The sequence below is a fragment of the Streptomyces sp. Ag109_G2-15 genome (assembly GCF_900215565.1).
Classification (GTDB): domain Bacteria; phylum Actinomycetota; class Actinomycetes; order Streptomycetales; family Streptomycetaceae; genus Streptomyces; species Streptomyces diastatochromogenes.
The window spans coordinates 2,472,717-2,497,356 of sequence record NZ_OCNI01000001.1; the positions used below are offsets into that span (position 1 = coordinate 2,472,717).

16 protein-coding genes and 1 tRNA gene are annotated in these 24,640 nt (G+C 72.1%); 5 read left to right on the forward strand and 12 right to left on the reverse strand.

Annotated elements, in window-relative coordinates; translation table 11 throughout:
• Positions 1-39 precede the first annotated feature (39 nt).
• The 5 genes from CRP49_RS47460 (at position 40) to CRP49_RS10890 (ending at position 4,949) form a co-directional block, all read left to right on the forward strand.
• Complete coding sequence (locus CRP49_RS47460; protein ID WP_218892958.1) at positions 40-456, forward strand: GMC oxidoreductase; 417 nt, start codon at positions 40-42, stop codon at positions 454-456.
• Complete coding sequence (locus tag CRP49_RS10875) at positions 453-1,637, forward strand: sugar MFS transporter (RefSeq protein WP_097253188.1); 1,185 nt, start codon at positions 453-455, stop codon at positions 1,635-1,637. Before CRP49_RS47460 ends, CRP49_RS10875 begins: the two co-directional genes overlap by 4 nt.
• 273 nt (positions 1,638-1,910) lie before the next feature.
• Positions 1,911-2,972, forward strand: coding sequence for a LacI family DNA-binding transcriptional regulator (locus CRP49_RS10880; protein WP_097253189.1), 1,062 nt, complete (start codon positions 1,911-1,913; stop codon positions 2,970-2,972).
• 91 nt (positions 2,973-3,063) lie between these two features.
• Complete coding sequence (locus tag CRP49_RS10885) at positions 3,064-4,158, forward strand: ATP-binding cassette domain-containing protein (RefSeq protein WP_257033361.1); 1,095 nt, start codon at positions 3,064-3,066, stop codon at positions 4,156-4,158.
• Positions 4,155-4,949: an ABC transporter permease gene (locus tag CRP49_RS10890; RefSeq protein ID WP_097253190.1), complete on the forward strand. Its 795-nt coding sequence runs from the start codon at positions 4,155-4,157 to the stop codon at positions 4,947-4,949. The genes CRP49_RS10885 and CRP49_RS10890 overlap by 4 nt, the downstream gene beginning before the upstream one ends.
• Here the strand turns inward: CRP49_RS10890 and CRP49_RS10895 are convergent.
• The 12 genes from CRP49_RS10895 to bldG all read right to left on the reverse strand — a co-directional run bounded on the left by CRP49_RS10895 (position 4,927) and on the right by bldG (position 24,612).
• On the reverse strand, positions 4,927-8,097 hold the full coding sequence (locus tag CRP49_RS10895) for a BTAD domain-containing putative transcriptional regulator (protein WP_097253191.1): 3,171 nt from the start codon (positions 8,095-8,097) through the stop codon (positions 4,927-4,929). The genes CRP49_RS10890 and CRP49_RS10895 overlap by 23 nt on opposite strands.
• Before the next feature lie 88 nt (positions 8,098-8,185).
• A tRNA-Thr gene (locus CRP49_RS10900) sits at positions 8,186-8,259 on the reverse strand.
• Positions 8,260-8,368: 109 nt separating this feature from the next.
• Positions 8,369-10,003: an alpha/beta hydrolase gene (locus CRP49_RS10905; RefSeq protein WP_097253192.1), complete on the reverse strand. Its 1,635-nt coding sequence runs from the start codon at positions 10,001-10,003 to the stop codon at positions 8,369-8,371.
• Between the two features lie 96 nt (positions 10,004-10,099).
• Positions 10,100-11,305, reverse strand: coding sequence for a DNA polymerase III subunit delta' (locus CRP49_RS10910; protein ID WP_097253193.1), 1,206 nt, complete (start codon positions 11,303-11,305; stop codon positions 10,100-10,102).
• Positions 11,306-11,437: 132 nt separating this feature from the next.
• Positions 11,438-14,356, reverse strand: a complete 2,919-nt coding sequence (gene tmk / locus CRP49_RS10915) for a dTMP kinase (protein WP_373560338.1) — start codon at positions 14,354-14,356, stop codon at positions 11,438-11,440.
• A gap of 624 nt (positions 14,357-14,980) precedes the next feature.
• Positions 14,981-17,812, reverse strand: a complete 2,832-nt coding sequence (gene topA / locus CRP49_RS10920; protein ID WP_097253194.1) for a type I DNA topoisomerase — start codon at positions 17,810-17,812, stop codon at positions 14,981-14,983.
• A 257-nt stretch (positions 17,813-18,069) separates the two neighbouring features.
• Positions 18,070-18,267, reverse strand: a complete 198-nt coding sequence (locus tag CRP49_RS10925) for a hypothetical protein (protein WP_097253195.1) — start codon at positions 18,265-18,267, stop codon at positions 18,070-18,072.
• 299 nt (positions 18,268-18,566) lie between these two features.
• On the reverse strand, positions 18,567-20,096 hold the full coding sequence (locus tag CRP49_RS10930; RefSeq protein ID WP_373560339.1) for a methyltransferase: 1,530 nt from the start codon (positions 20,094-20,096) through the stop codon (positions 18,567-18,569).
• A gap of 53 nt (positions 20,097-20,149) precedes the next feature.
• The gene (locus CRP49_RS10935; protein WP_179851576.1) at positions 20,150-20,767 is read right to left on the reverse strand and encodes a small secreted protein; all 618 of its coding nucleotides are present in this window, start codon (positions 20,765-20,767) and stop codon (positions 20,150-20,152) included.
• Between the two features lie 194 nt (positions 20,768-20,961).
• Positions 20,962-23,367, reverse strand: a complete 2,406-nt coding sequence (locus CRP49_RS10940) for a sodium-translocating pyrophosphatase (RefSeq protein ID WP_097253197.1) — start codon at positions 23,365-23,367, stop codon at positions 20,962-20,964.
• 308 nt (positions 23,368-23,675) lie between these two features.
• Positions 23,676-24,113 (reverse strand): ATP-binding protein, encoded by a 438-nt coding sequence (locus CRP49_RS10945; RefSeq protein ID WP_097253198.1) that lies wholly within the window; start codon positions 24,111-24,113, stop codon positions 23,676-23,678.
• Positions 24,114-24,270: 157 nt separating this feature from the next.
• A complete protein-coding gene (gene bldG, locus CRP49_RS10950; RefSeq protein ID WP_010986038.1) occupies positions 24,271-24,612 on the reverse strand; it encodes an anti-sigma factor antagonist BldG in 342 nt (113 codons plus the stop codon).
• Positions 24,613-24,640 lie beyond the last annotated feature (28 nt).

The window sequence follows — 24,640 nt, forward strand, 5'->3', positions numbered from 1 at the left end:
GTTCATTTCCCTACGTGTTCCTTGCGCGAAAGGTGTGCTGTGCCGCGGAACATTCGAGTCTTCGACCACAAGCGCCCCACGCTCAGCGTGGTCGTTCCCTGCTCCAACGAGGCGGAGGTCCTCGCCCAGACCCACGCCCGCCCGACCCGCGTCCTCGCCTCGCTCGCCGCGTTCGACTGCGAGCTGATCCACGTCGACGACGGCAGCGCCGACGACACCTGCGACCGGGTCCGGCCCGGCGACCGGGAGCTGGTGTCGGTGCACGGCATGGGCAGCTGCCCCATGGCCCTGCCCGAGCGCGGCGGGGTCTGCGACGAGGCCGGCCGCCCGCACGGCTTCACCAACCTGCGCCTGTGCGACGCGAGCGTGCTGCCGGGCACCCCGGGCATCAGCCCGCAGGGAACGATCAGGTCCTTCGCCCGCGAGATCGTGGGCCGTCATCCGGAGTCGGCGTGAGCGAGCAGGCAACGCGAGCACCGACCGCTGAGGCGGCCCCCGCTTTCAGTACCGCCGCAGTGGTCGCCTCCTGCGTCGGCTTCGTCCTCATCGGTGCGCTCCAGGCGCTGTACGGGCCCGCGATCCCGCCGCTGCGGCGGGAGTTCGGCTTGTCCCCCTCGGTCGCCGGGCTCGGCCTGAGCGCGCACTTCGTCGGCGGGGTCGCCGGGGTGCTGCTCTTCAACCGGCTGTACGGCCGGATCGGCAACCGGCAGATCCTGGGCAGCTCCTACGTGCTGATGGCCGCCGGTGCCGTCGGGTTCGCGCTCGCGCCGAACTGGCCCGTCGCGCTGGCCATGGCCCTGCTCGCGGGGCTCGGCTTCGGCGGCATCGACTACGGCCTCAACCAGCTGTTCGCCGTCGGTTTCGGGCGCCGCTCGGCCGCGATGCTGAACGTCCTCAACGCGCACTTCGGCGTCGGCGCCATCCTCGGCCCGGCCCTGATCGGCGCGGTCGGGGCCGGACACTACCCGGCCGTCTTCCTCGCCTTCGCCGCGGCCAACCTGCCGCTGCTGCTGTGCCTGAAGGGCGTGCGCGACCAGGCACCGGACCCGGCGGAGGAGGCTCAACAGGCCGGTGGGGACGGGGCCCTGAGGCGCAGTCTGGCCTCGGTGCTCGCCATGTTCGTCACGCTGTACGTCCTGCACGTGGGCATCGAGGCGGGGGTCGGCGGCTGGGAGCCCACCCACCTGGAGACGGTCGGCTACGGCGCCGGGGCCGCGGCCACCGCCACCTCGGTGTACTGGCTGATGATGACGGTGGGCCGGTTCCTCGTGGCACCGCTCGCCCTGCGGTTCTCGGCGCAGTCCATCATCACCGTGTCCTGCGCGGGCATGACCGGCTGCCTGCTCCTTGCGGTGGTGCCGGGGATCGCCCCGTACGCGTACGCGGGGGTCGGCCTGTTCATCGCGCCGATCTTCCCGACCGGCCTGCCGTGGCTGAACCGGGCGGCGCCACGGGCCCGCCAGGCCGGCGCGCTGGTCATCGCCGCGTCCATGGTCGGCGGTGTCGTGGCGGGCCCCGCCCTCGGCAAGGCCATCGAGTGGTCCGGGATCAGGGCCGTACCGCTGCTGCTGTGCGGCGTGTCGGCGCTGTGCCTGGCCACCACGCTCTGGCTGATCCGCGCCACTCGGGTCCGTTGAACGCTTTGAGCCCCCTGAGCCCCCTGAGCCCCTTGAGCCCTTTGGAGCTGCTGAAGATGAAGGCGGGCGGCGTGACGGCCGTACACGAGGGCGGTCTACGACACCGAGGTGATCGTCGCCCGGGTCCTGACCCTCAACGCAGCCTGACAGTCACCGGCATCCCCGCCGAGTCCGGTGTGGACGCCACCTCGGTTAGACCGCCGTACCCCCCGGAACCGCCGTGCGGGAGGATCGCCAGGACGACAACAGGCAAGCACGAAGGAAACGCGCGTCATGTCTCGCAGCACTGACGACGGGCCGGCGCCCAGAGGCCGCAGCCGACGCAGCTTCGCGGGAACGCGTCCCGTGATGGACGACGTGGCCAAACTGGCGGGCGTCTCCAAGCAGACCGTCTCCCGGGTCCTCAACGACCACCCCGCCGTCCGCCCGGAGACCCGGGAGGCGGTCCTGGAGGCCATGCGCACCCTCGGCTACCGGCCCAGCCGCAGCGCCCGCTCGCTCGCCAGCGGCCGGACCCGCATGCTCGGCGTGATCTCCTTCGACGCGGCCCGCTTCGGTCCCGCCTCCATCCTGACGGCGATCAACGGCGCGGCGCAGGAGGCCGGTTACCTGGTCAGCTCCATCGCCCTCGACACCGCCGACCGGGACACGGTGGTGCGCGCGGTGGACGGCCTCGGGGCCGAGGGGGCGGACGGCGTGATCGCCATCGCCCCGCAGCTCTGGGTGGGCAAGGCCCTGGCGGAGGCCGCCCTCGACGTCCCTCTCGTGGTGCTGGAGAACGACCTGGAGGACGGCACCCCCTGGGTGACGGCCGACTCCTGGGCAGGCGCGCGCGCCGCCACCGACCACCTCCTCGCTCTCGGACACGAGACCGTCTGGCACGTCGCGGGCCCTCAGGGCTGGACCTCCGCCGACCGGCGTGTGCTGAGCTGGACCGCCGCCCTGAAGGCGGCCGGCGCCCCCGTGCCGGCCCCGCTCTTCGGCGACTGGAGCCCCGACTCCGGCTACGACCTGGGCCGCCGACTGGCCGACCGGACCGATGTCACCGCCGTGTTCGCGTCCAACGACCAGATGGCACTCGGCGTCCTGCGCGCCCTGCACGAAGCCGGCCGCCGTGTCCCCGAGGACGTCAGCGTCGTGGGCTACGACGACATCCCCGAGGCCGCACACCTGCTCCCGCCCCTGACCACCGTCCGCACCGACTTCGCCGAGATCGGCCGACGCTCCCTCCACCTCCTGGTCAACCGCATCGGCCGTACGGAGGACTCCCCGGTCGATCCAGTCGTCCCGGTGGAACTCATCGTCCGCCGCAGCACGGGCCGAGCCCCTCGGTAGGCCATGTGAAAGGCCAGGTCACGGGCTGCGTGGCCGGGGCTGAAACCACGCTGAAACCGCGCTGAACCGCCTCGGCCGCACGCTCTGCGGCATGACGACGGACCACGAACTCGCGATCGCGGCCACCGGGCTGCGCAAGTCCTACGGGGACAAGACCGTCCTCGACGGCATCGACATCCAGGTGCCCGCCGGCACGATCTTCTCCCTCCTCGGGCCGAACGGCGCGGGCAAGACCACGGCGGTCAACATCCTGTCCACGCTGATCTCCGCCGACGGCGGACAGGCGCGGATCGCCGGGCACGACCTCACCGCCGAGGCCCAGGCGGTACGGGCCGCCATCGGGGTGACCGGCCAGTTCTCCGCCGTGGACGGCCTGATCACCGGCGAGGAGAACATGCTCCTGATGGCCGACCTGCACCACCTCTCCAAGCGCGAGGGACGGCAGGTCACCGCCGAGCTGCTGGAGCGCTTCGACCTGGTCGAGGCCGCGAAGAAGCCCGCCTCCACCTACTCCGGCGGCATGAAGCGCCGCCTCGACATCGCCATGACCCTGGTCGGCAGCCCGCGGATCATCTTCCTCGACGAGCCGACCACCGGCCTCGACCCGCGCTCCCGCCACACCATGTGGCAGATCATCCGCGAGCTGGTCTCCGGCGGCACCACCGTCTTCCTCACCACGCAGTACCTGGAGGAGGCCGACCAGCTCGCCGACCGCATCGCGGTGCTCAACGGCGGCAGGCTCGTCGCCGAGGGCAGCGCCGAGGAACTCAAGCGGCTCGTCCCCGGCGGCCATGTACGGCTGCGCTTCTCCGACCCGGTCGCCTACGAACAGGCGGCCACCGCACTGCGCGAGACCACCCGGGACGACACGGCGCTCGCCCTCCAGATCCCCAGCGACGGAACTCAGCGCGAGCTGCGCGCCATCCTCGACTGGCTCGACTCCGCCGGCATCGAGGCCGACGAGCTGTCCGTGCACACCCCGGACCTGGACGACGTGTTCTTCGCCCTGACCGGGAGCCCCGTACCCGCCCAGCCCACCGGTTCCACCGGTTCCACCGGATCCACCGGATCCACCGGATCCACCGGATCCACCGGATCCACCGGATCCACCGGATCCACCGGATCCACCGGATCCACCGGATCCGCCGACTCCGCCGACTCCGCCGACAAGGAGACCGTCCGATGAGTACCGCCACCTACGCCTTCCGCGACAACCTCACCATGCTGCGGCGCAACCTCCTGCACGCCCGCCGCTACCCCTCCCTCACCCTGCAACTCCTGCTCACCCCGGTCATCCTGCTGCTGCTGTTCGTCTACGTCTTCGGCAACGTGATGAGCGCCGGCATCAACGGCGGCCACGCGGACCGCGCCGAGTACGTCGCCTACCTCGTCCCCGGCATCCTGTTCCTGACCATGAGCATGACCTCGCTCGGCACCGCGGTGTCCGTGGCCACCGACATGACCGAGGGCATCATGGCCCGGTTCCGCACCATGGCGATCTCCCGCGCCTCCGTGCTGATCGGCCACGTGATCGGCAGCGTGATCCAGACGCTGATGTCTCTGGTGCTGGTCCTGGGCATCGGACTGGCCATCGGCTTCCGGCCCGACGCGACACCGGTGGAGTGGATCGCGGTGGCCGGGCTGCTGGCTCTGGCCAGCCTCGCGCTGACCTGGATCGCGGTCGGCATCGGCCTGGTGAGCCCCAACGCCGAGGGGGCCAGCAACCTCGGGACGCCGCTGACGATGCTGCCGTTCCTGTCCAGCGCGTTCGTGCCGGTGCACCTCATGCCGGGCTGGTTCCGCTGGTTCGCCGAGTACCAGCCGTTCTCGCCCACCATCGAGACCCTGCGCGGGCTGCTGCTGGGCAGCGAGATCGGCACCAAGAACGCGGTGCTCGCCGTCGCCTGGTGCCTGGGGCTGACCGTGGTGGGCTACCTGTGGTCCAAGGCGAAGTTCAACCGTGAGCCCCGTCGGTGAGTTCGCGCAGCGCCGCGGCCCGCAACTCCTCCTGCCCCAGGGTGGCGTACGCCGACCTCGCATCGGCGTACGCCGCCCTGTCGGCGTTCTCGGCCGCCTGCCGGGCCCGCGCCGCGGACAGGGTGGGGAAATCCCGCGTCACCGGCATCCGCTCCGCCAGCGCCAGCAGCCGTACGGCCGCCGTGTCGCCCCCGGCCAGCCGGGTGAGTCCGAGCGCCAGCAACACCGTGCCGTACACCGGCAGTTCCACCGGAGATCCGTCGCCCGAGGAGCCGGAGAACATCGCGAGCAGCCGTTCCCGCAGCTGCCCGGCCAGCCCGGCCACCGGCTCCAGCCGGCCGTGCTGCGCGTGCGCCGCCAGCGCGGTCGACTGAATCCGCAGCCACCACGGATCCACGAACGGATCGCCGGCATACGGCACGCTGTCCTCCCGGATCCGCTCGACCGCCTGCCGCCACAGCCCGAGCCCGACCTCGGTCAGCCCCCGGGCCAACGCGATCTCCGCGCGGGCCGACAGATCGGGAGAGTAGATCCGGGCGGACTCCGGCTGCTGCTCCAGGGCGGCGAGGCCCAGCCAGTACTCCGCCTCGTCGACCTCCCCGCGCTGCAGACAGGCGAGCACCAGACCCCAGCGGACGCCCATCGAGTCCGACCAGCCGCCGACCTCACCGAGCGCGTCCGCGGCGCGCAGATGCTCGTACGCCTCGGCGCCGTGCCCGGACTGGAGGCACAACTCGCTGATCCGCCCATGGCTGAGCAGCGTCATGGACGGATTGCCGAGCGGCCCCAGCGCGGCGAGCATCCGACGGGCGCACGCGAGCGCGCGCTCTGTCTCGTGCTCGGACTCCCACACGTAGCTGGCGACGCCCGCGGCGATGCCCGCCAGGATGGGCTCGTCGGCGTCGCAGAGTTCCTGAAGCCGCGTGTACTGCGGCGCGCGTATGTCCGGGACGGCACACAGCACGACGGCCAGTGCTCGCGGCACGGTGTCCGGCGGGGCGGGCGGCAGTCGGCGCAGGGTGGCGAGCTGGCGCACGGCGTGCGGGCCGTGGCCCATGAACAGAGCGGCCGTGCACACCACCGCCGCGCTCCGGGCCGCCTCGACGTCCTCCGGCCCCGGACGGAAATGGGACAGCGGCCCACCGGTCTCGGCGGCGAGGGTGGCGAGCCGGGTGTAGCTGGTGCCGACGGACCACAGGGAGGCCAGTGCGGCGGTGAGGGCGGCGATCGCCGACCCGTCGGCGCGGGCCAGGGCGTGCCGCAGCGCCAGGACGAGGTTGTCCTGCTCGGCACGGACGCGGTGGAAGGAGGCCGACGCGTCGCCGCTGAACAGCACGTCGTGGTGCGCCCGGCCGAAGTCCCGGGCCCAGGAGAGGAACCGGCCGGTCACCGCCTCCCCCTCGCCCGCCTCCACGCGCCGGGCAGCGCTGAACTCCCGCAGCGTCTCCAGCATGTGGAAGCGCACCCCGGAAGGGCTCCCGGAGGGACTCCCGGAGGGACTCCCGGAGGGGCCCTCGCTCACCTTGATCAGGGACTGACCGGCCAGCTGCTCCAGCAGATCCAGCGCGCCCCCGGTCTCACCGAGCACGTACTCCGCCGCGTCCTCGGTGAAGCCCCCGGGAAACACCGACAACGCGCGCAGCGCGGCCCGGCCGTCGGCCTCCAGCAGGTTCCAGCTCCACTCGACCACGGCCCGCAGCGTGCGATGCCGCTCGGGTGCGTCCCGGGCGCCGCCGCGCAGCAGCGCGAAACGGTCCCGCAGCCGGCGCGAGATGTCGGCCACGGAGAGCACCCGCACCCGGGCCGCGGCGAGTTCCACGGCCAGCGGCAGCCCGTCCAGGTGACGGCAGATCTCGGCCACGCGGTCGGCGGGCAGCTCCACGCCGGGCCGGGCCGCCCGCGCCCGCTGCGCGAAGAGTTCGACGGACGTGGCCAGGGACAGTTCCGGCAACGCGTACACGGACTCCGAGGTCAGCCCCAGCGGCGCCCGGCTGGTCGCCAGCACCCGCAGCTCCTTCGACCGCGACACCAGCGCCTGTACGAGAGCGGCCGCACCGGCGAGTACGTGCTCGCAGTTGTCCAGCACCAGCAGGGCGGGGCCGGGCCCCAGCGCGGCGACGACGCCGCTCACCGCGTCCCCGCCACCGGCGAACTGCCGGCCTTCCCCGGCGCCGACCGCCGAGGCCACCTCACCCGCCACGTCCTCGTCGGCGGTGACACCCACCAGGGTGACGAAGTGCACCAGGGGCTGCTCGGCCGCCCGGCTCACCGCGTGGGAGAGCCGCGTCTTGCCCAGCCCACCGGGGCCTACGACCGTGACCACCCGCGCCTCGCGCAGCAGCCCGGCGACGGCGGCGACGTCGGCGTCCCGCCCCAGCAGGGGGTTCGGCTCATGCGGCACGCCGTGCCGGACGGGCGGTGTGTCCGCGCGCAGCAACTCCTGGTACAGGGCCCTGAGCCGGGGCCCCGGATCCATGCCCAGCTCATCGCGCAGCCCGCGCCGATAGCCGTCGTACCGGGTCAGCGCCGCGGCCCGGCCCACCGTGGCCGCCTCGCAGCGCAGCAGCTCCGCCAGCACCTCCTCGTCGCGCGGCAGTTCGCGGACCAGCTCGGCCAGCGGCGCCGCAGCCTCCTCCGTCCGCCCCAGCCGGGCCAGCGCGAGCGCCCGGGACCGGACCAGCGAACGGAACACCGGGACCCGGTCGGCACGCAGCGCGGTGACCGGATCGCGCAGCTCCTCGCCCTCTCCGGCCCCCAGACCGCCGTCCCACAGCGCCAGACCCGCCTCTGCCCGCGCCAGAGCGCCCGCGTGGTCCCCCGCCCGTGCCCGCTCGGCGCCCGCGGCCTCGTACGACAGCAGCGCCGAGCTGTCGACCTGCGCCTCGCCCAGCGCGAGCCGGTACCCCGTCGGCGTACTCACGATCAGCCCGGCACCCACCTGAGCCCTGAGCCGCGACACCAGCACCTGCACGGCCTTGCCCGGCCGCTCCGGCAACTCGTCCGGCCACAGCCCCTCCACCAGCCGCCCCGTACTGCACCCGGCCCGCAGATCCGCAGCGAGCAGCGCCAGCAGTCCACGCAGCCGAGGCGCCGTTATCTCCTGTCCACGACAGGAAACTCGGGGCAACAACGTCAACTCGGTGGTCACGCCTGAAGATTAGCCAGCAGAGCACCGGACACACCGCGATGAACGAGAAAACCCCAAGTCAGACACTGTCCGACCTGGGGTCCAGAAGAGCCGCTTTCGGGATTCGAACCCGAGACCTACGCATTACGAGTGCGTTGCTCTGGCCATCTGAGCTAAAGCGGCACGCCGTCCGCACTTATGGTGCGATCAGCAACGTCGGTAAGTCTACACAGTTTCCGGAGGTGCTTCGTACACGCCCCGGAGCGCGGGGGTCCGGGGCGGGCTGGAGGGGCTATGAGCAGCGCTTTCCGGGGGGCGGCGGGGTGCCGTGGAGGAGGTAGGTGTCGATCGCCGAGTCGATGCAGGAGCTGCCGCGGCCGTAGGCGGTGTGGCCGTCGCCGACATAGGTCAGCAGGCGGCCCGAGGAGAGCTGGCGGGCGAGGGACTGGGCCCAGGGGTAGGGGGTCGCCGGGTCGCGGGTGGTGCCGACCACGAGGATGGGTGCCGCGCCCTTCGCCTCGATGCGGTGCGGCCCGCCCGTGGCCTTGACCGGCCAGTACGCGCAGTTCAGCGAGGCCCAGGCCAGGCTCCTGCCGAAGACCGGGGACGCCTTCTCGAACTGCGGGAGGGCCTTCTCCACCTGCTCGGGGCTGCTGAAGGCGGGCGGGAGGTCGAGGCAGTTCACGGCGGAGTTGGCCATCATCAGGTTGCTGTAGCGGCCGTGCGCGTCGCGTTCGTAGTAGCTGTCGGAGAGGGCGAGCAGGCCCGCGCCGTCGTTCTTCTCCATCGCCGAGGTCAGCGCCTCGCGCAGCTGCTCCCAGGTCCCCTGGTCGTACATCGCCGCGATCACCCCGGTGGTGGCCAGCGCCTCGCCGAGCATGCGGTGGTCCGCCTCGCCCCCGGGGATGGGGTGCGCGTCCAGCCTGCGGAAGAAGGCCTCGAGGTGGTCGCCGACCTGGGCGGGTGTCGTGCCCCTGCCGCCGAGCGGGCAGTCGGGCTGGCGTACGCAGTCCTTCGCGAACGCCTGGAACGCCGTCTCGAAGCCCGCCGTCTGGCCCAGGTTGAGCTTTTCGGCGTCAAGGGAGGGGTCCATCGCCCCGTCCAGCACCAGGCGGCCCACCCGCTCCGGGAACAGCCCGGCGTACGTCGCCCCGAGGAAGGTGCCGTACGACGCCCCCACGTAGTTCAGCCGGGGGTCGCCGAGCACCGCCCGCAGGATGTCCATGTCCCGCGCCGCCTCGACGGTGGACACGTGCCGCAGCAGCTTCGCCGAGTGCGCCCCGCAGCTGTCGGCGAACGTCTTGTACTCGCCCACCAGCGCGTTCGTCTCCCGCTGGTCGTCGGGCGTGTTGTCCGTCTGCGTGAAGGTGTCCATCCGGGGTCCGTCGAGGCATTCGACGGGCTCGCTGCGGGCGACGCCCCGTGGGTCCATCGCGACCATGTCGTAGCGGGCGCGGATCTCGGCGGGATAGCCGATGCCCGCGTACTGCTGGAGGTAGTCGATCGCGGAGCCGCCCGGGCCGCCGGGGTTGACCAGCAGCGAGCCGATCGGCTTCTCCTTGCCGGTGGCCTTCTTGCGGGCGACGGCGAGCCGGATGTCACCCGCGCCGGGCTTGGCGTAGTCCAGTGGCGCCTTCATCGTGGCGCACTGGAAGCCGGGGGCTCCGCAGCTGCGCCAGTGCAGGTGCTGGGTGTAGTACGACGACAGCGCCGGCGGTGTGGACCGCGGCAGCGCGGCCAGCGCCGCCTCCGCCGCGTTGCCGGACGACGTGGTCGAGCTACCGGAGGAACAGGCGGACACGAGCAGCGCGGCGGCCGCGAGCAGGCTGCCCGAGACGCGCGCGGTCGCCCGGGTCCGGTTTCGGGTCCCAGTTCCGATCCGGGTCCGGGTGCTGCGGTTCCGGCGGGGGGAAGGCCAGGTGTGCATCGGACGAGCGTAACGCTGAGCGACGGGATGGGTGCGGCGCGTTCGGACTGTGGCCTCGTACGAGGGACGCGGTCCGTCAACCACCGTACGCCCGGCTCACCCCGCCCGCAGTGCCATCGTCATCGCCTCCACCGCCAGCAGCGGAGCCACGTTGCGGTCCAGGGCCTCGCGGCAGGCGGCGATCGCCTCGATGCGGCGCAGCGTGGCCTCCGGGGAGCTGCCGCGGGCCAACCGCTCCAGGGCGTCCTCGGTGTCGCCGTTGGCGATGGCGACCCGTGAGCCGAGCTGGAGGGCGAGGACGTCGCGGTAGAAGCCGGTGAGGTCGCCGAGCGCCACGTCCAGGCTGTCGCGCTGGGTGCGGGTTCTGCGGCGCTTCTGCATGTCCTCGAGGTCCTTCATCACGCCCGCCGTACCGCGCGGCAGCCGGCCGCCCTGGACCGCGCCGAGCGCCGCCTTCAGCTCCTCGGTCTCCTTGCCGTCCATCTCCTCGGCGAGCTGCTTGGCGTCCTCGGCGGCCGCGTCGACCAGCTCCTGGGCCGCCCTGAGGCAGGCGCCCACCTCGTCCAGGCGCAGCGGGAGCCGGAGCACGGCGGCACGGCGCTCGCGGGCCGCCGGGTCGGTGGCCAACCGGCGGGCCCGGTCGACATGGCCCTGGGTGGCGCGGGCGGCGGCCGCGGCGACCTCGGGTTCGATGCCGTCACGGCGTACGAGCATGTCGGCGACCGCCTCGACCGAGGGCGTCCGCAGGGTCAGGTGGCGGCAGCGGGAGCGGATCGTGGGCAGGACGTCCTCGACCGAGGGGGCGCACAGCAGCCAGACCGTCCGCGGGGCGGGCTCCTCGACGGCCTTGAGGACGGCGTTGGCCGACTTCTCGTTCAGCCGCTCGGCGTCCTCGACCAGGATGATCTGCCAGCGGCCGTTCGCCGGGGAGGTGAACGACTTGCGGACGGTGTCCCGCATGTCCTTCACCAGGATCTCGGCGCCCACGGCGGCGACCGTGGTGACGTCCGCGTGGGTGCCGAGCAGCGCGGTGTGGCAGCCGTCGCAGAAGCCGCAGCCGGGGGATCCGCCGAGGGCGCGGTCGGGGCTCACGCACTGCAGGGCGGCGGCGAAGGCCCGCGCCGCCTGGTTCCGGCCCGCGCCGGGCGGGCCGGTGAACAGCCAGGCGTGGGTCATCTTCGACGCCTCCGGCAGCGGCTCGTCCGCCGCGGCGGCCGTGACCAGGGCGTCGGCGTCCCGCGCGGCGGCGTCGAGCACCGCGCTCACCTTCTCCTGCCCGACGAGGTCGTCCCACACGGTCATGGGTCACGCCGCCCTTCCGTCACATTCCGCGTTCCGGAATCCATTGTGCGGGTCCGCACTGACAACGAGGGCGGCGCCCGTCAGCGCACCGAGGTGCTCCGACGGGCGCCGCCCGAGATCCGCTGTTCCTGCTCAGCCGCGGCGACCCCGGCCACGCCGGCCCTGGTCCTCGCCGGGCTCCCCGTACTGCTGCTCGTCGTACGACCCGAGCAGCTCGTCCGCCAGCGACGGCAGGTCGTCCAGCGGGGTCTCCTCGGCCCAGTCCGGGCGCGGCCGGCGGCGGGGTGCGCCGTCCGCGTCGACCTGGGGCATCTCGCGCGTACGGCCCTCGGAGCCGTCAGGGCCCGCGGCCGGCCGCTCGTCCCGGAAGAAGCCGGGCGGCACCCGGTCCGCCGGGGCGTCGCCCCGCACGGGTGGCAGTACGGCGGTCTCGTCGGCGGCGCCGGGGGCCACCGGCGGCAGTACGGCCGTCTCTTCGGCGGACACGGGCGGCAGCACCGCCGTCTCGTCCGCCGCACCCCGGGTCACGGGCGGCAGCACCGTCGTCTCGTCCGCCGCACCCGGGGTCACCGGCGGCAGCACCGTGGTCTCGTCCGCCGCACCTGGAGTCACCGGCCGCAGTACCGCCGTCTCGTCCGCACCCGGAGACGCGACCGGCGGCTGCGGCAGCTCGGCCGTCACCTCGGAGTCGGGGCCGGCCTGGGCCGGGCGGGTGTCTCCGGCCCGCTCCTCGCGCACCGGCCGCAGCACCGTCGTCTCGTCCGCGCCGGGAGACACGGCCGGCGTCGGCACCGTCTCCTCCGCGCCCGGCGAGACCACCGGCGTCGGCACGGTCGTCGCCGCGTCCGGGGTCACGCCCCGCACCGGCGGCTGCGGGGTGCTGGGCTTGAGCGCCGCCGCGTCGGCGGCAGCCGCGGCCTCGGCCGCCTGACGGCGGGCCTCCTCCGCGCGCAGCAGGGCCTCCTCGGCCTTGCGCTGCTTCTCCAGGCGACGTGCTTCCTCCTCGGCACGCAGCCGGGCCTGCCGGGCCTCTTCCTCGGCGCGCAGCCGGGCCTCTTCCTCGGCCTGCCTGCGCCGCCGCTCCTCCTCGGCCCTGCGGCGGGCCTCTTCCTCGGCGCGGGCCTTCTCCTCGGCGAGGAGCCGCAGCCGCTCCTCCTCCGCCCGGCGCGCGGCTTCCTCGGCCCGCTGCCGGGCCTCCTCCGCCTGCCGTTCGGCCTCGCGGCGCTGCGCCTCCTCCAGCTCGCGGCGCTTGCGCTCCTCCTCCTCGGCGCGCAGCTTGGCGAGCTGCTCCTGGCGCTCACGCTCCAGGCGCTCCTCCTCGGCCTTGCGTGCGGCCTCTTCCTCGGCCTTGCGGCGGGCTTCCTCCTCGGCCTGCTTCCGCGCCTCCTCCTGGGCCTTGACCTCGGCCTCGGACAGCGGCAGCACGGTGTCGAGCCGGTGCCGGATCACGGTGGTGACGGCCTCGGGCTCCTGCCCGGCGTCCACGACCAGGTAGCGGCCGGGGTCGGAGGCGGCGAGCGTGAGGAAACCGGCCCGCACGCGCGCGTGGAACTCGGCGGGCTCCGACTCCAGCCGGTCCGGCGCCTCGGTGAACCGCTCGCGGGCGGCCTCCGGCGAGACGTCCAGCAGGACGGTGAGGTGCGGGACGAGCCCGTCGGTCGCCCAGCGGTTGATGCGGGCGATCTCGGTCGGGGACAGGTCGCGGCCCGCGCCCTGGTAGGCCACGGACGAGTCGATGTACCGGTCGGAGATGACGACCGCGCCGCGCTCCAGGGCGGGTCGTACGACGGTGTCGACGTGCTCGGCCCGGTCGGCGGCGTAGAGCAGCGCCTCCGCGCGGTGCGACAGGCCCGCCGAGGACACGTCCAGCAGGATCGAGCGCAGCCGCTTGCCCACGGGGGTGGCGCCCGGCTCGCGGGTGAGGACGACCTCGTGGCCCTTGTCCCGGATCCACTCCGCGAGCGCCTCGGCCTGGGTGGACTTGCCGGCGCCGTCGCCGCCCTCCAGGGCGATGAAGAAGCCGTTCGTCGCGGGTGCCGTGACCGGGTCGTCGCCGCCGAGCAGCGCGTCCTTGAGATCCTGCCGCAGCGGGATGCCGGAGCGGTCGTCGACCTTGGCGAGGACGAGCGCGGCCACCGGCAGCAGCAGCGCGCCGACCAGCATCAGCGTGAACGAGGCGCCGCCGTGCGCGAAGACGAACCTGCCGTTCTCCAGCCGGTGCCGGCCGATGAGCCCCGCGACCACGGGCGCGATCAGGGCGCCGAGCGCTATGAAGACCCGCACGACCGCGTGCAGGTGCTCGGTGGTGCGGGCCCTGCGGTACTCCTCGGTCTCCTGGTCGAGCAGGGCGTGCCCGGTGTTGGCCGCCACGCCGGCGGTCACACCGGCCAGCGTGACGATCAGCAGCACCGTGGTGACGTCCGGGACCAGTCCGGCGGCCAGCAGGGCGATGCCGGTGAAGGCGATCGCGAGGGCCAGGAGCCGGCGGCGCGAGAGCGAGGGCAGCACCGAGGACGCCGTACGGATGCCGACGGCGACGCCGCCGGTCAGGCCCAGCACGAGCAGGCCGTACAGGACCGGGCCGCCGCGCAGGTCCTTGGCGTGCAGCACGCACACCGAGACCGCGGCGGCGATGGCGCCGGCCACGGCGGCGCAGGCCGGGACGAGCAGCGGGATGGCGCCCGTACGACCCTTGTCGACGCCCGTGCCGGTGCGCGGCCGGCGCAGGCCCTCCAGCGGGGAGCGCGGGCGCGGGGTGCGCGTGTCGGGCAGCTCCAGGAAGGTGACCACGGACAGGGACGCGGCGAACAGTCCAGCCGCCACATACGAACCGAGAGCCGCCTGGTGCTGGTCGAACCAGACCACCACGGTGCCGAGCAGGTTGTTCAGCAGCGCGGCGACGACCAGGGCGGCGGCCGCCAGCGGGACCGCCAGGAAGCTGGTGCGCAGCGCGAGGCGGCGCAGGGCGTCCAGGTGGTCGGGGAGCGGCCGTACCGTCGCCCCCTCCGGGGCGGGGCGGGCAGCAGGGCGGGGGCCGCGCTCTCCCGGCACACCGTCCACAGCCGTTCGGCGACGCCGGTGACGAAGACGGTGACCAGCAGGACGGCGAGCGCGTTGTCCGGGGTCCAGTCGATCCACAGGGGCGCGACGATCAGCAGCGCGGCCCGCAGGCCGTCGGCGCCGACCATGGTCCAGCGGCGGTCGAGCGGGCCGTCCTGGGAGGTGAGCGTGGTCAGCGGGCCGAGGAGCACCGCGCCGAAGAGCAGGGCGGCGAGGATGCGCGCGGCGAAGACGGTCGCCACTGCGAACGCCACGCCGCGGTAGCCGCCGCCGAAGGAGCCCTCGGCGATGGCCGTCTGGAGGACCAGGAGAACCAGCACGAGCAGCGCGAGGGTGTCGCCGACACCGCTCACGAGCTGCGCGCTCCACAGGCGCCGCAGCTCCGGCCGGCGCAGCAGGGAGCGGACGGCGCGCTCGCGGGAGTCCGCGACCAGGGCGTCGTCCGGTTCTGTGGTGGGGGCCGTTGGCTGCTCGGCTCGCGTCATGCGTTCAGCCTATCGGCAGCCACCGACACCACACCCAGGCCGCCCGGACATGCGCGCGCCCCGACACCAAAGTGATGCCGGGGCGTTCGTTTCGCGAAGCCTGAGAGCGGTCCCGCGACCCGAAGGAGCGTCAGTCCTCGGTGCCGGGAGCCGTCGCCTTCGAAGCCGTCGCCTTCTTGGCGGTCGTCTTCTTCGCCGTGGTCTTCTTCGCGGCCGCGGTCGTCTTCTTCGCCGCCGTCTTCTTGGCGGTGGCGGCGGTCTTCTTCGCCGGAGCCTTCTTGGCCGTGGCCTTCTTCGCCGTCTTCTTGGCGGGCGCCTTCGCCCGCTTCTCGGCGAGCAGCTCGAAGCCACGCTCCGGAGTGATCGTTTCCACACTGTCGCCGGAGCGCAGGGTCGCGTTGGTCTCGCCGTCGGTGACGTACGGACCGAAGCGGCCGTCCTTGACCACGACCGGCTTGGCGGAGACCGGGTCCTCGCCCAGCTCCTTCAGCGGCGGCTTGGCGGCGGCCCGGCCACGCTGCTTCGGCTGGGCGTAGATCGCCTGCGCCTCCTCCAGCGTGATCGTGAAGAGCTGGTCCTCGGTCTGCAGCGAGCGCGAGTCCGTGCCCTTCTTCAGGTACGGGCCGTAGCGGCCGTTCTGCGCGGTGATCTCCACGCCGTCGGCGTCGGTGCCGACGACCCGCGGCAGCGACATCAGCTGCAGGGCGTCCGCGAGGGTCACCGTGTCCAGCGACATGGACTTGAACAGGGAGGCCGTGCGCGGCTTGACCGCGTTCTTGCCGGTCTTCGGGGTGCCCTCGGGGAGCACCTCGGTGACGTAGGGGCCGTAGCGGCCGTCCTTGGCGATGATCTGGTGGCCGGTCTGCGGGTCGGTGCCCAGCTCGAAGTCGCCGCTCGGCTTGGCGAGCAGTTCCTCGGCGAGCTCGACGGACAGCTCGTCCGGCGCGAGGTCCTCGGGGATGTCCGCACGCTGGTGGCCCTCGGCGTCCTTCTCACCGCGCTCGATGTACGGGCCGTAGCGGCCCACGCGCAGCACGATGTCGTTGCCCACCGGGAACGAGGACACCTCGCGCGCGTCGATCGCGCCCAGGTCGGTCACCAGCTCCTTGAGGCCACCGAGGTGGTCCCCGTCGCCGTTGCCGGCCTCGGCCGCACCCGTGACCGTGCCCTCGCCGAAGTAGAAGCGCTTCAGCCACGGCACGGCCTGGGCCTCGCCGCGGGCGATGCGGTCGAGGTCGTCCTCCATCTTGGCGGTGAAGTCGTAGTCGACGAGCCGCCCGAAGTGCTTCTCCAGGAGGTTGACCACGGCGAAGGACAGGAAGGACGGCACCAGGGCCGTGCCCTTCTTGAACACGTAGCCGCGGTCGAGGATCGTGCCGATGATCGACGCGTACGTCGACGGGCGGCCGATCTCGCGCTCTTCCAGCTCCTTGACCAGGGAGGCCTCGGTGTAGCGGGCCGGCGCCTTGGTGGCGTGCCCGTCGACCGTGATCTCCTCGGCGGACAGCGGGTCGCCCTCGGCGACCTGCGGCAGGCGGCGCTCGCGGTCGTCCAGCTCGGCGTTCGGGTCGTCGGCGCCCTCGACGTAGGCCTTCAGGAAGCCGTGGAAGGTGATCGTCTTGCCGGAGGCGCTGAACTCGACGTCCCGGCCGTCGGCGGCGGTGCCGCCGATCTTCACGGTCACGCTGTTCCCGGTCGCGTCCTTCATCTGGGAGGCGACGGTCCGCTTCCAGATCAGCTCGTAGAGCTTGAACTGGTCGCCGGTCAGGCCGGTCTCCGCCGGAGTGCGGAAACGATCACCCGAGGGGCGGATCGCCTCGTGCGCCTCCTGGGCGTTCTTGACCTTGGCGGCGTAGGTGCGCGGCTGCGGGGGCAGGTAGTCGGCGCCGTACAGCTGCGTGACCTGGGCGCGGGCTGCCGTGATCGCGGTGTCGCTCAGCGTCGTGGAGTCCGTACGCATGTACGTGATGTAGCCGTTCTCGTACAGCTTCTGCGCGACCTGCATCGTGGCCTTCGCGCCGAAGCCGAGCTTGCGGCTGGCCTCCTGCTGCAGCGTCGTCGTACGGAACGGGGCGTACGGCGAGCGGCGGTACGGCTTGGACTCGACCGAGCGCACCGAGAAGCGGGTGTTCTCCAGGGCGGCGGCGAGGGCGCGGGCGTTCGCCTCGTCGAGGTGGAGGGTGTTCTCGCTCTTGAGCTGTCCCAGGGAGTCGAAGTCGCGGCCCTGCGCGACCCGGCGGCCGTCGACGGTCTGCAGGCGGGCGACCAGCGACGACGGGTCCGACGGATCCCCCGCGCGGCCGGTCGCGAAGGTGCCCGTCAGGTCCCAGTACTCGGCAGAACGAAACGCGATGCGCTCGCGTTCCCGCTCCACGACGAGTCGCGTGGCGACGGACTGGACCCGGCCTGCCGACAGGCGGGGCATGACCTTCTTCCACAGGACCGGCGAGACCTCGTAGCCGTAGAGGCGGTCGAGGATGCGGCGGGTCTCCTGGGCGTCGACCATGCGCTGGTTGAGATCGCGCGGGTTGGCGACGGCCTCGCGGATCGCGTCCTTGGTGATCTCGTGGAACACCATGCGCTTGACCGGGACCTTGGGCTTCAGGACCTCCAGGAGGTGCCACGCGATGGCCTCGCCCTCGCGGTCCTCATCGGTGGCGAGGAAGAGTTCGTCGGAGTCCTTCAGCAGGTCCTTGAGCTTCTTGACCTGGGCCTTCTTGTCGGCGTTGACGACATAGATCGGCTCGAAGTCGTGCTCGACGTCCACGCCGAGGCGGCGGACCTCGCCGGTGTACTTCTCCGGCACCTCCGCGGCGCCGTTGGGAAGGTCACGGATGTGCCCGACGCTCGCTTCGACTACGTAGCCGGGGCCCAGGTAGCCCTTGATCGTCTTCGCCTTGGCAGGCGACTCGACGATGACGAGTCGGCGGCCGCCCTGTGCGGTCTCGCTGGTCGGGGACAACTTCGCTCTTCTCTCCGGTCGACGCTGGGGCCTCCCCAGGCCTGTGTCCCGGGGTTCGCGGCGTGCTTCTGGCTCGTGTGACGCTGCGGAGTGTGACGGTACATCCCGCCCCCGTGTCAAACGGGAAAAGCCCACAACGGCCACTCGAACGGTAACCCGACTACCGGCATTCCTGCCGCCCGGAGTGTCCGGCGACCCCCGTCCCCTGTCCGGAGCGTGACACTCCCCTTACTCGTACGGCAGTACGGCCGCCGACGTCAGAGGCGGGTGAGGCAGTACGCGCCGAGGCCCAGCGCGAGGACGCCGGCAGCGCCGGCGAGGGTGGCCGATGCGACCTGGCTCACACCCTGCGCGACTGGTTCGCCACGCCGCACCCGGGCGCCCGTCCACACCAGCAGGGCGCCCCCGAACAGGGCGAACACCACTCCCGCGAAGATCGCCGGCCCGCTCTCCATGGCCCGCCCGCCCCTTTCGTGCCGTCCGCCCCTACCCAGCGCGGGGAGGGTGGCACGCGTGAGAGACGGGAGAGCGACATCGGGGTGAACGGAAGGTCGACGTGACTTCGAACACACACTCGAACAAGATCGCCCCGGCCCGGCACCCGTCCTTTTCCGGCCGTTTTACCGGCAGCGGCGCGTCCCGGCCCGTGCCACCGGCATACGACGCCGATCCGGACGCGGGTACGACGGCTCGGGTAGCCGGGCTACGGCACCCGGCCCGGCCGCCGTACCCCGCCGCACACCACCGGTCCGCCTCACACCACCGGTTCCAGGAAGCCCTGCTCCACCAGCAGCCGGATCTGCGCCGGCGTGCGGTCGCGCAGCAGCACCGGATCCTCGCCGACGAGCTGGGCGATGGCGTCCAGGATGCGGCCGGCGCTCAGCGTGCCGTCGCACACCCCCGCGAAGCCCGCGCCGACCGTGTCCACCTTCGTGGCGCGACGCATCCCGCGGTGCTGACGCAGCACCACGTGCTCGGGGTCCTCGGCGCCGGGCAGCCCGACCTGCTCCTGGACCACCTCGGCGGCCAGCCTGAAGTGGCCTTCGAGCAGGGCCGCGTCGTCGTACTCCCGCAGGAAGTCGAGCCGGTCGAAGTGCGCCCGGATCGCCTCTCCGAGCGGCTGTTCGACCGGGTGCGGCCACTCCTCCACGGTGACCGAGGGCTCGGCGGCCCCGGTCCTGCGCAGGGTGATCCAGCCGAACCCGACGGCCTTGACCTTGCGTGCCTCGAACTCGTCGAGCCAGGCGTCGTACCGCGCCTGGTACTCCGCGGGGTCACCGCGGTGATCGCCGGCGTCCCTGAGCCACAGCTCGGCGTACTGTGTGATGTCCTGCACCTCGCGCTGCACGATCCAGGCATCGCACCCGCGCGGCACCCATGACCTGAGTCTGTCCTGCCAGTCCTCCCCTGCGACGTGCTGCCAGTTGGCGAGGAACTGCGCGAACCCGCCCTCGTTCAGCCGTTCCCCCGCCTGTTGAACGAGCGAGCGGCACAGATCGTCCCCGCCCATGCCGCCGTCCCGGTACGTCAGCCGGGCACCCGGCGAGATCACGAACGGCGGGTTGGACACGATCAGATCGAACGTCTCGTCGTCCCGCACCGGCTCGAACAGCGAGCCCTCGCGCAGGTCGGCGGCCGGCGCGCCGGAGAGCGCGAGCGTGAGCGCGGTGATGTGCAGCGCGCGCGGGTTGAGATCGGTGGCCGTCACCCGCGTGGCGTGCTGGGAGGCGTGCAGCGCCTGGATACCGGAGCCGGTGCCGAGGTCGAGCGCGGCGGCGACAGGCGTACGGACGGTGATGCCGGCCAGGGTCGTGGAGGCACCGCCCACGCCCAGGACGACCGCCTCGTCCCGTTGTCCGATGCCGCCCGCACCGCCGACCGCGCAGCCCAGGTCGGACACGATGAACCAGTCCTCGCCGCCGGGACCGCCGTAGGGCCGTACATCCACGGTGGCGGCCACCTCGTCGCCGCCCACGCGGGTGAGCCACCCGCTCTCCAGGGCCTCCTCGACCGGCAGAACGGCCGCCACGCGCGCGTGCGGCGCCGGTTGCTGGAGCAGGAAGAGCCGTACGAGTGTCTCCAGCGGCGTGTCGCCGCGGGTGGCCCGCAGGGCGGGCACGGTCTCGCTGCGGGCCAGCGCCGCGTAGGCGGGGGCGCCGAGCAGATCGAGCAGCCCGTCGGCGGTGAAGGAGGCGGCGAGCAGGGCGTCGCGCAGGCGTGCGGCGACGTCGGGCCGGTCGGTGGCGGGCAGGGGGGCGAGGCCGGAGTCTGTCACGCCCCCCATTGTGGCCCGCGCGGGTTGCCGGAGGCTGCCTCAGCGCGAGCCGTGGACCGATGTCAGCCTGTCGTGGCCGAGGCCGACGCCGACGCGGCGACCTGGCAGCTGGGCTGCTTGGCCATGGCCGCCTTGACGTCGCCCTGCTCCAGCCGCTTCAGCGCCTCCGTGCCGCTGTTGCTCTGCTCGCCGATCTGCTTCGTCTGGTCGGCGACCCCGCGCAGGCCCTGGGCGAACTTGCCCTGGTCCTTGGTGTCGAGCTCGTCGACCTGCTTCTTCAGGCCGGCGTACGAGGAGGAGAGGCCGCTCAGGTTCTTGGCGGCGTCCTGCTGCCGCTTGGCGCCGTCGTCGACCCCGGGGGGCGCTCCGGCGCCGCTGATGGCGGCGGCGAGCGCCTTGTAGCCGTCGGCCATGTCCTGGAAGGCCTGCGAGTACGTCGCCTTGGCCGTCTTGGGCGGCAGGTCGCTGTCCGTGGCGATCTTGGCGATCGACGCGTTGGCAGACCTGATCTTGGCGTCCTGCGCGGGTACCGCGTCGCACACCGTCTTGGCCCAGGCCACCAGCTTGGGATCGGGTGCGCTGTCCTTCTTGCTGCTGCATCCCGACAGCGCCACTACCAGTACCGCACCGCCGGACAGTGCGGCCGCGAGCTTCTTGTTCACCGGATTGGTCCCTTCCATGGCTCTCGGCCCCCGGAATCTACACGCGGACCCGCGCCCTCCACATGCCGAACGCCCTGTAAGTCAGCTTTTGTGACTCTTTACACCATGGAGAGAAGGCTCACGACGTGGGCGAGCCCACACAGCGAGACGGGCGGGCGGCGCGTCAGTACGCGCCGCCCGCCCGCCCGTTGACCAGGCCCGGTGGAGAGGGCCTACGAAACCACTGCCGGATCAGCCGAGTTGGAGACCCGCTCGCTGCTCTCCTCGTCGCCGACCGCGATGCCGCGGCGCTTGGAGACGTACACCGAGACGACGATCACCACGAGCGCCAGGATCGCGATCGCGATGCGTACCCCGATGTTCTTGTCGCTGCCGTAGGAGAACTTGATCACCGCGGGTGCGATGAGCAGCGAGACCAGGTTCATGACCTTCAGCAGCGGGTTGATCGCCGGCCCCGCGGTGTCCTTGAAGGGGTCGCCGACCGTGTCGCCGATCACCGTGGCCGCGTGGGCCTCGCTGCCCTTGCCGCCGTGATGACCGTCCTCCACCAGCTTCTTGGCGTTGTCCCAGGCGCCACCGGAGTTGGCGAGGAACACCGCCATCAGCGTGCCCGCGCCGATCGCGCCGGCGAGGTAGGAGCCGAGCGCGCCGACGCCGAGCGTGAACCCGACGAAGATCGGCGCCATGACGGCGAGCAGACCGGGCGTGGCCAGCTCGCGCAGGGCGTCCTTGGTGCAGATGTCGACGACGCGCCCGTACTCGGGCTTCTCGGTGTAGTCCATGATCCCGGGGTGCTCGCGGAACTGCCGCCGCACCTCGAACACCACCGAACCGGCCGACCGCGACACGGCGTTGATGGCGAGTCCGGAGAAGAGGAAGACGACCGCGGCGCCCGCGATGAGGCCGACCAGGTTGTTGGGCTGCGAGATGTCCAGCGACAGGCTCAGCGGCGAACCCGGCCCGGTGAGCTTCGCCCCGACGTCCTGGACGTTGGTGGTGATCGCGTCCCGGTAGGACCCGAAGAGCGCCGAGGCCGCTAGGACGGCGGTGGCGATGGCGATGCCCTTGGTGATGGCCTTGGTGGTGTTGCCGACCGCGTCCAGGTTGGTGAGCACCTGCGCGCCCGCGCCCGTGACGTCGCCGGACATCTCGGCGATGCCCTGCGCGTTGTCGGAGACCGGCCCGAACGTGTCCATGGCGACGATCACGCCGACCGTGGTGAGCAGACCGGTGCCGGCCAGCGCGACCGCGAACAGCGCCAGCATGATCGACGTACCGCCGAGCAGGAACGCCCCGTACACGCTGAGGCCGATGAGCAGGGCGGTGTAGACGGCCGATTCCAGACCCAGCGAGATGCCGGAGAGGATGACGGTGGCCGGGCCCGTGAGGGAGGTCTTGCCGATGTCCCGGACCGGGCGGCGGTTGGTCTCGGTGAAGTAGCCGGTCAGCTGCTGGATCACGGCGGCGAGCAGGATGCCGATGGCGACCGCGACCAGCGCGAGGATCCGCGGGTCGCCGCTCTTGCCCCGGATCGCCGCGTCGGTGACGCCGGCGAGGTCGGAGTACTTCGCGGGCAGGTAGACGAAGACCGCGACCGCGACCAGCGCGAGGGAGATCACCGCGGAGATGAAGAAGCCGCGGTTGATCGCCGTCATACCGCTGCGGTCGGCGCGCCGCGGGGCGACCGCGAAGATGCCGATCATGGCGGTGAGCACACCGATGGCGGGCACGAGCAGCGGAAACGCGAGCCCGGAGTCGCCGAAGGCGGCCTTGCCGAGGATCAGCGCGGCCACCAGGGTGACGGCGTACGACTCGAACAGGTCGGCCGCCATGCCGGCGCAGTCGCCGACGTTGTCGCCCACGTTGTCGGCGATGGTCGCGGCATTACGCGGGTCGTCCTCCGGAATGCCCTGTTCGACCTTGCCGACCAGGTCGGCGCCGACGTCGGCGGCCTTGGTGAAGATGCCGCCGCCCACACGCATGAACATGGCGATCAGGGCGGCGCCGAGGCCGAAGCCCTCGAGCACCTTCGGCGCGTCGGCCGCGTACACCAGCACCACACAGGAGGCGCCCAGCAGGCCGAGCCCCACCGTGAACATGCCGACGACGCCGCCGGTGCGAAATGCGATCTTCATCGCGGTGTGCGAAACGGTGGTGAGATCCTTTTGCGGTTCACCCGGGCCCGGGGTCGCTTCCCGGGCCGCCGCGGCGACCCGCACATTGCTGCGCACGGCCAGCCACATGCCGATATAGCCGGTGGCCGCCGAGAACACCGCACCGATCAGGAAGAACACCGACCGTCCGGCACGCTGATTCCAGTCGTCCGCGGGCAGCAGCATGAGCAGGAAGAAGACGACGACGGCGAATACGCCGAGCGTGCGCAACTGCCGGGCGAGATACGCCTTGGCACCCTCCTGGACCGCCTCGGCGATCCGCTTCATGCTCTCGGTGCCCTCGCCCGCTGCCAGCACCTGGCGCACCAGGACGCCCGCGACCACGAGCGCGGCCAGGGCGACGGCCGCGATCACCGCCACGATGATCCGGTTGTCGTCGGTCAGGACCGCTGCTGCGAAGGTTGTGGGATGACCCAACTGATGAGGGGTAGAAAGCCCCGCCATTCGTCCTCCTTGACGCTTGGGCTGAGCTCAAGATGTGGACGGATTGTAGGTACCCGATCGTGATCTAAACAGGGCGCGGTAAACGAAATTGGCCTTCTTGTGCTCTTCAGCAAATGATCGAGGTCACGCCAGGGAACCCGAAAGTGGTAATGCCTCAAAGGCATTGACGACCACATTGATGCTTGATCGAATTATCGGGCTATCGATCGTGAATTGCTTCACGAATTCCAGGGTCGCCGGAAACGGGGCTGGAAGCAACACGAAGGGCCCTGTTCAGCAGGGCCCTTCGATGCGCTGTGCGCGGGGGTTCAGGCGAGTGCCGCGGCCGGCGGGGCGGTGGGCCAGCTCATGCGGATGAGCCCGCCGTTCTCGCCCGTGCTGACCTCCACGTCGTCCACGAGGCCGCTGATGACGGCGAGGCCCATCTCGTCCTCCTCCGCCTCCACATCCGCGTCCGCGGCGGCACCACCGGCCACCCGCTCGGCGGGGGCGGCATGCGGGGCCTCGTCGCCGACCTCGATGGAGAACTGTTTCTCCTCCTCGATCAGCGCGACCTTCACGGGTGCCGTGATGCCACTGCTCTGATGCAGCCCGACGGCACGGGAGCAGGCCTCGCCGACGGCGAGCCGAACCTCGTCGAGGACGGCCTCGTCCACTCCGGCCCTGCGCGCCACCGCGGCCGCCACCAGCCGGGCGGTCCGGACGTGCTCGGGCAGCGCGCTGAAGCGGAGTTCCACGGTGGCCATGCATCCCCCTCACGACTACGGGCGTGCGGTCCGGGGGCGGGGCCGCCGAAAGCCCACACCCCCTGATGAACATCTGGGCCCCGGACACACCGGCCCGGGGCGGGACCGACCGGCGTCCGGACCGATGGGCGGCCCGGACCCGGCGATCGGCCCGGTGTCAGTCGGTGGCCGCCACCGCTTCCTCGACCGAGGTGTGGATCGGGAACACCTTGGTGAGGCCGGTGATACGGAAGATCTTCAAAATGCGCTCCTGGTTGCAGACCAGGCGCAGCGAGCCCTCGTGGGCACGCACCCGCTTCAGGCCGCCGACCAGCACGCCGAGCCCGGTGGAGTCGAGGAAGTCCACGCCCTCCATGTCGACGACGAGGTGGAAATTGCCGTCGTTCACCAGCTCGACCAGCTGCTCGCGCAGCTTGGGCGCGGTGTATACATCGATTTCGCCACCGACCTCGACGACCGTACGATCGCCGACGGTACGGGTCGACAGGGACAGGTCCACGGATCCTCCAGCACCTTGCTATCGAGCG

Excerpts from the sequence above, each read along its gene's own strand:
- CRP49_RS10880 (WP_097253189.1), top strand. The coding sequence starts at position 1,911 with ATGTCTCGCAGCACTGACGACGGGCCGGCGCCCAGAGGCCGCAGCCGA.
- CRP49_RS10885 (WP_257033361.1), top strand. The coding sequence starts at position 3,064 with ATGACGACGGACCACGAACTCGCGATCGCGGCCACCGGGCTGCGCAAG.
- CRP49_RS10890 (WP_097253190.1), top strand. The coding sequence starts at position 4,155 with ATGAGTACCGCCACCTACGCCTTCCGCGACAACCTCACCATGCTGCGG.
- CRP49_RS10905 (WP_097253192.1), bottom strand. The coding sequence starts at position 10,003 with ATGCACACCTGGCCTTCCCCCCGCCGGAACCGCAGCACCCGGACCCGG.
- CRP49_RS10910 (WP_097253193.1), bottom strand. The coding sequence starts at position 11,305 with ATGACCGTGTGGGACGACCTCGTCGGGCAGGAGAAGGTGAGCGCGGTG.
- CRP49_RS10925 (WP_097253195.1), bottom strand. The coding sequence starts at position 18,267 with ATGGAGAGCGGGCCGGCGATCTTCGCGGGAGTGGTGTTCGCCCTGTTC.
- CRP49_RS10930 (WP_373560339.1), bottom strand. The coding sequence starts at position 20,096 with ATGGGGGGCGTGACAGACTCCGGCCTCGCCCCCCTGCCCGCCACCGAC.
- CRP49_RS10935 (WP_179851576.1), bottom strand. The coding sequence starts at position 20,767 with ATGGAAGGGACCAATCCGGTGAACAAGAAGCTCGCGGCCGCACTGTCC.
- CRP49_RS10940 (WP_097253197.1), bottom strand. The coding sequence starts at position 23,367 with ATGGCGGGGCTTTCTACCCCTCATCAGTTGGGTCATCCCACAACCTTC.
- CRP49_RS10945 (WP_097253198.1), bottom strand. The coding sequence starts at position 24,113 with ATGGCCACCGTGGAACTCCGCTTCAGCGCGCTGCCCGAGCACGTCCGG.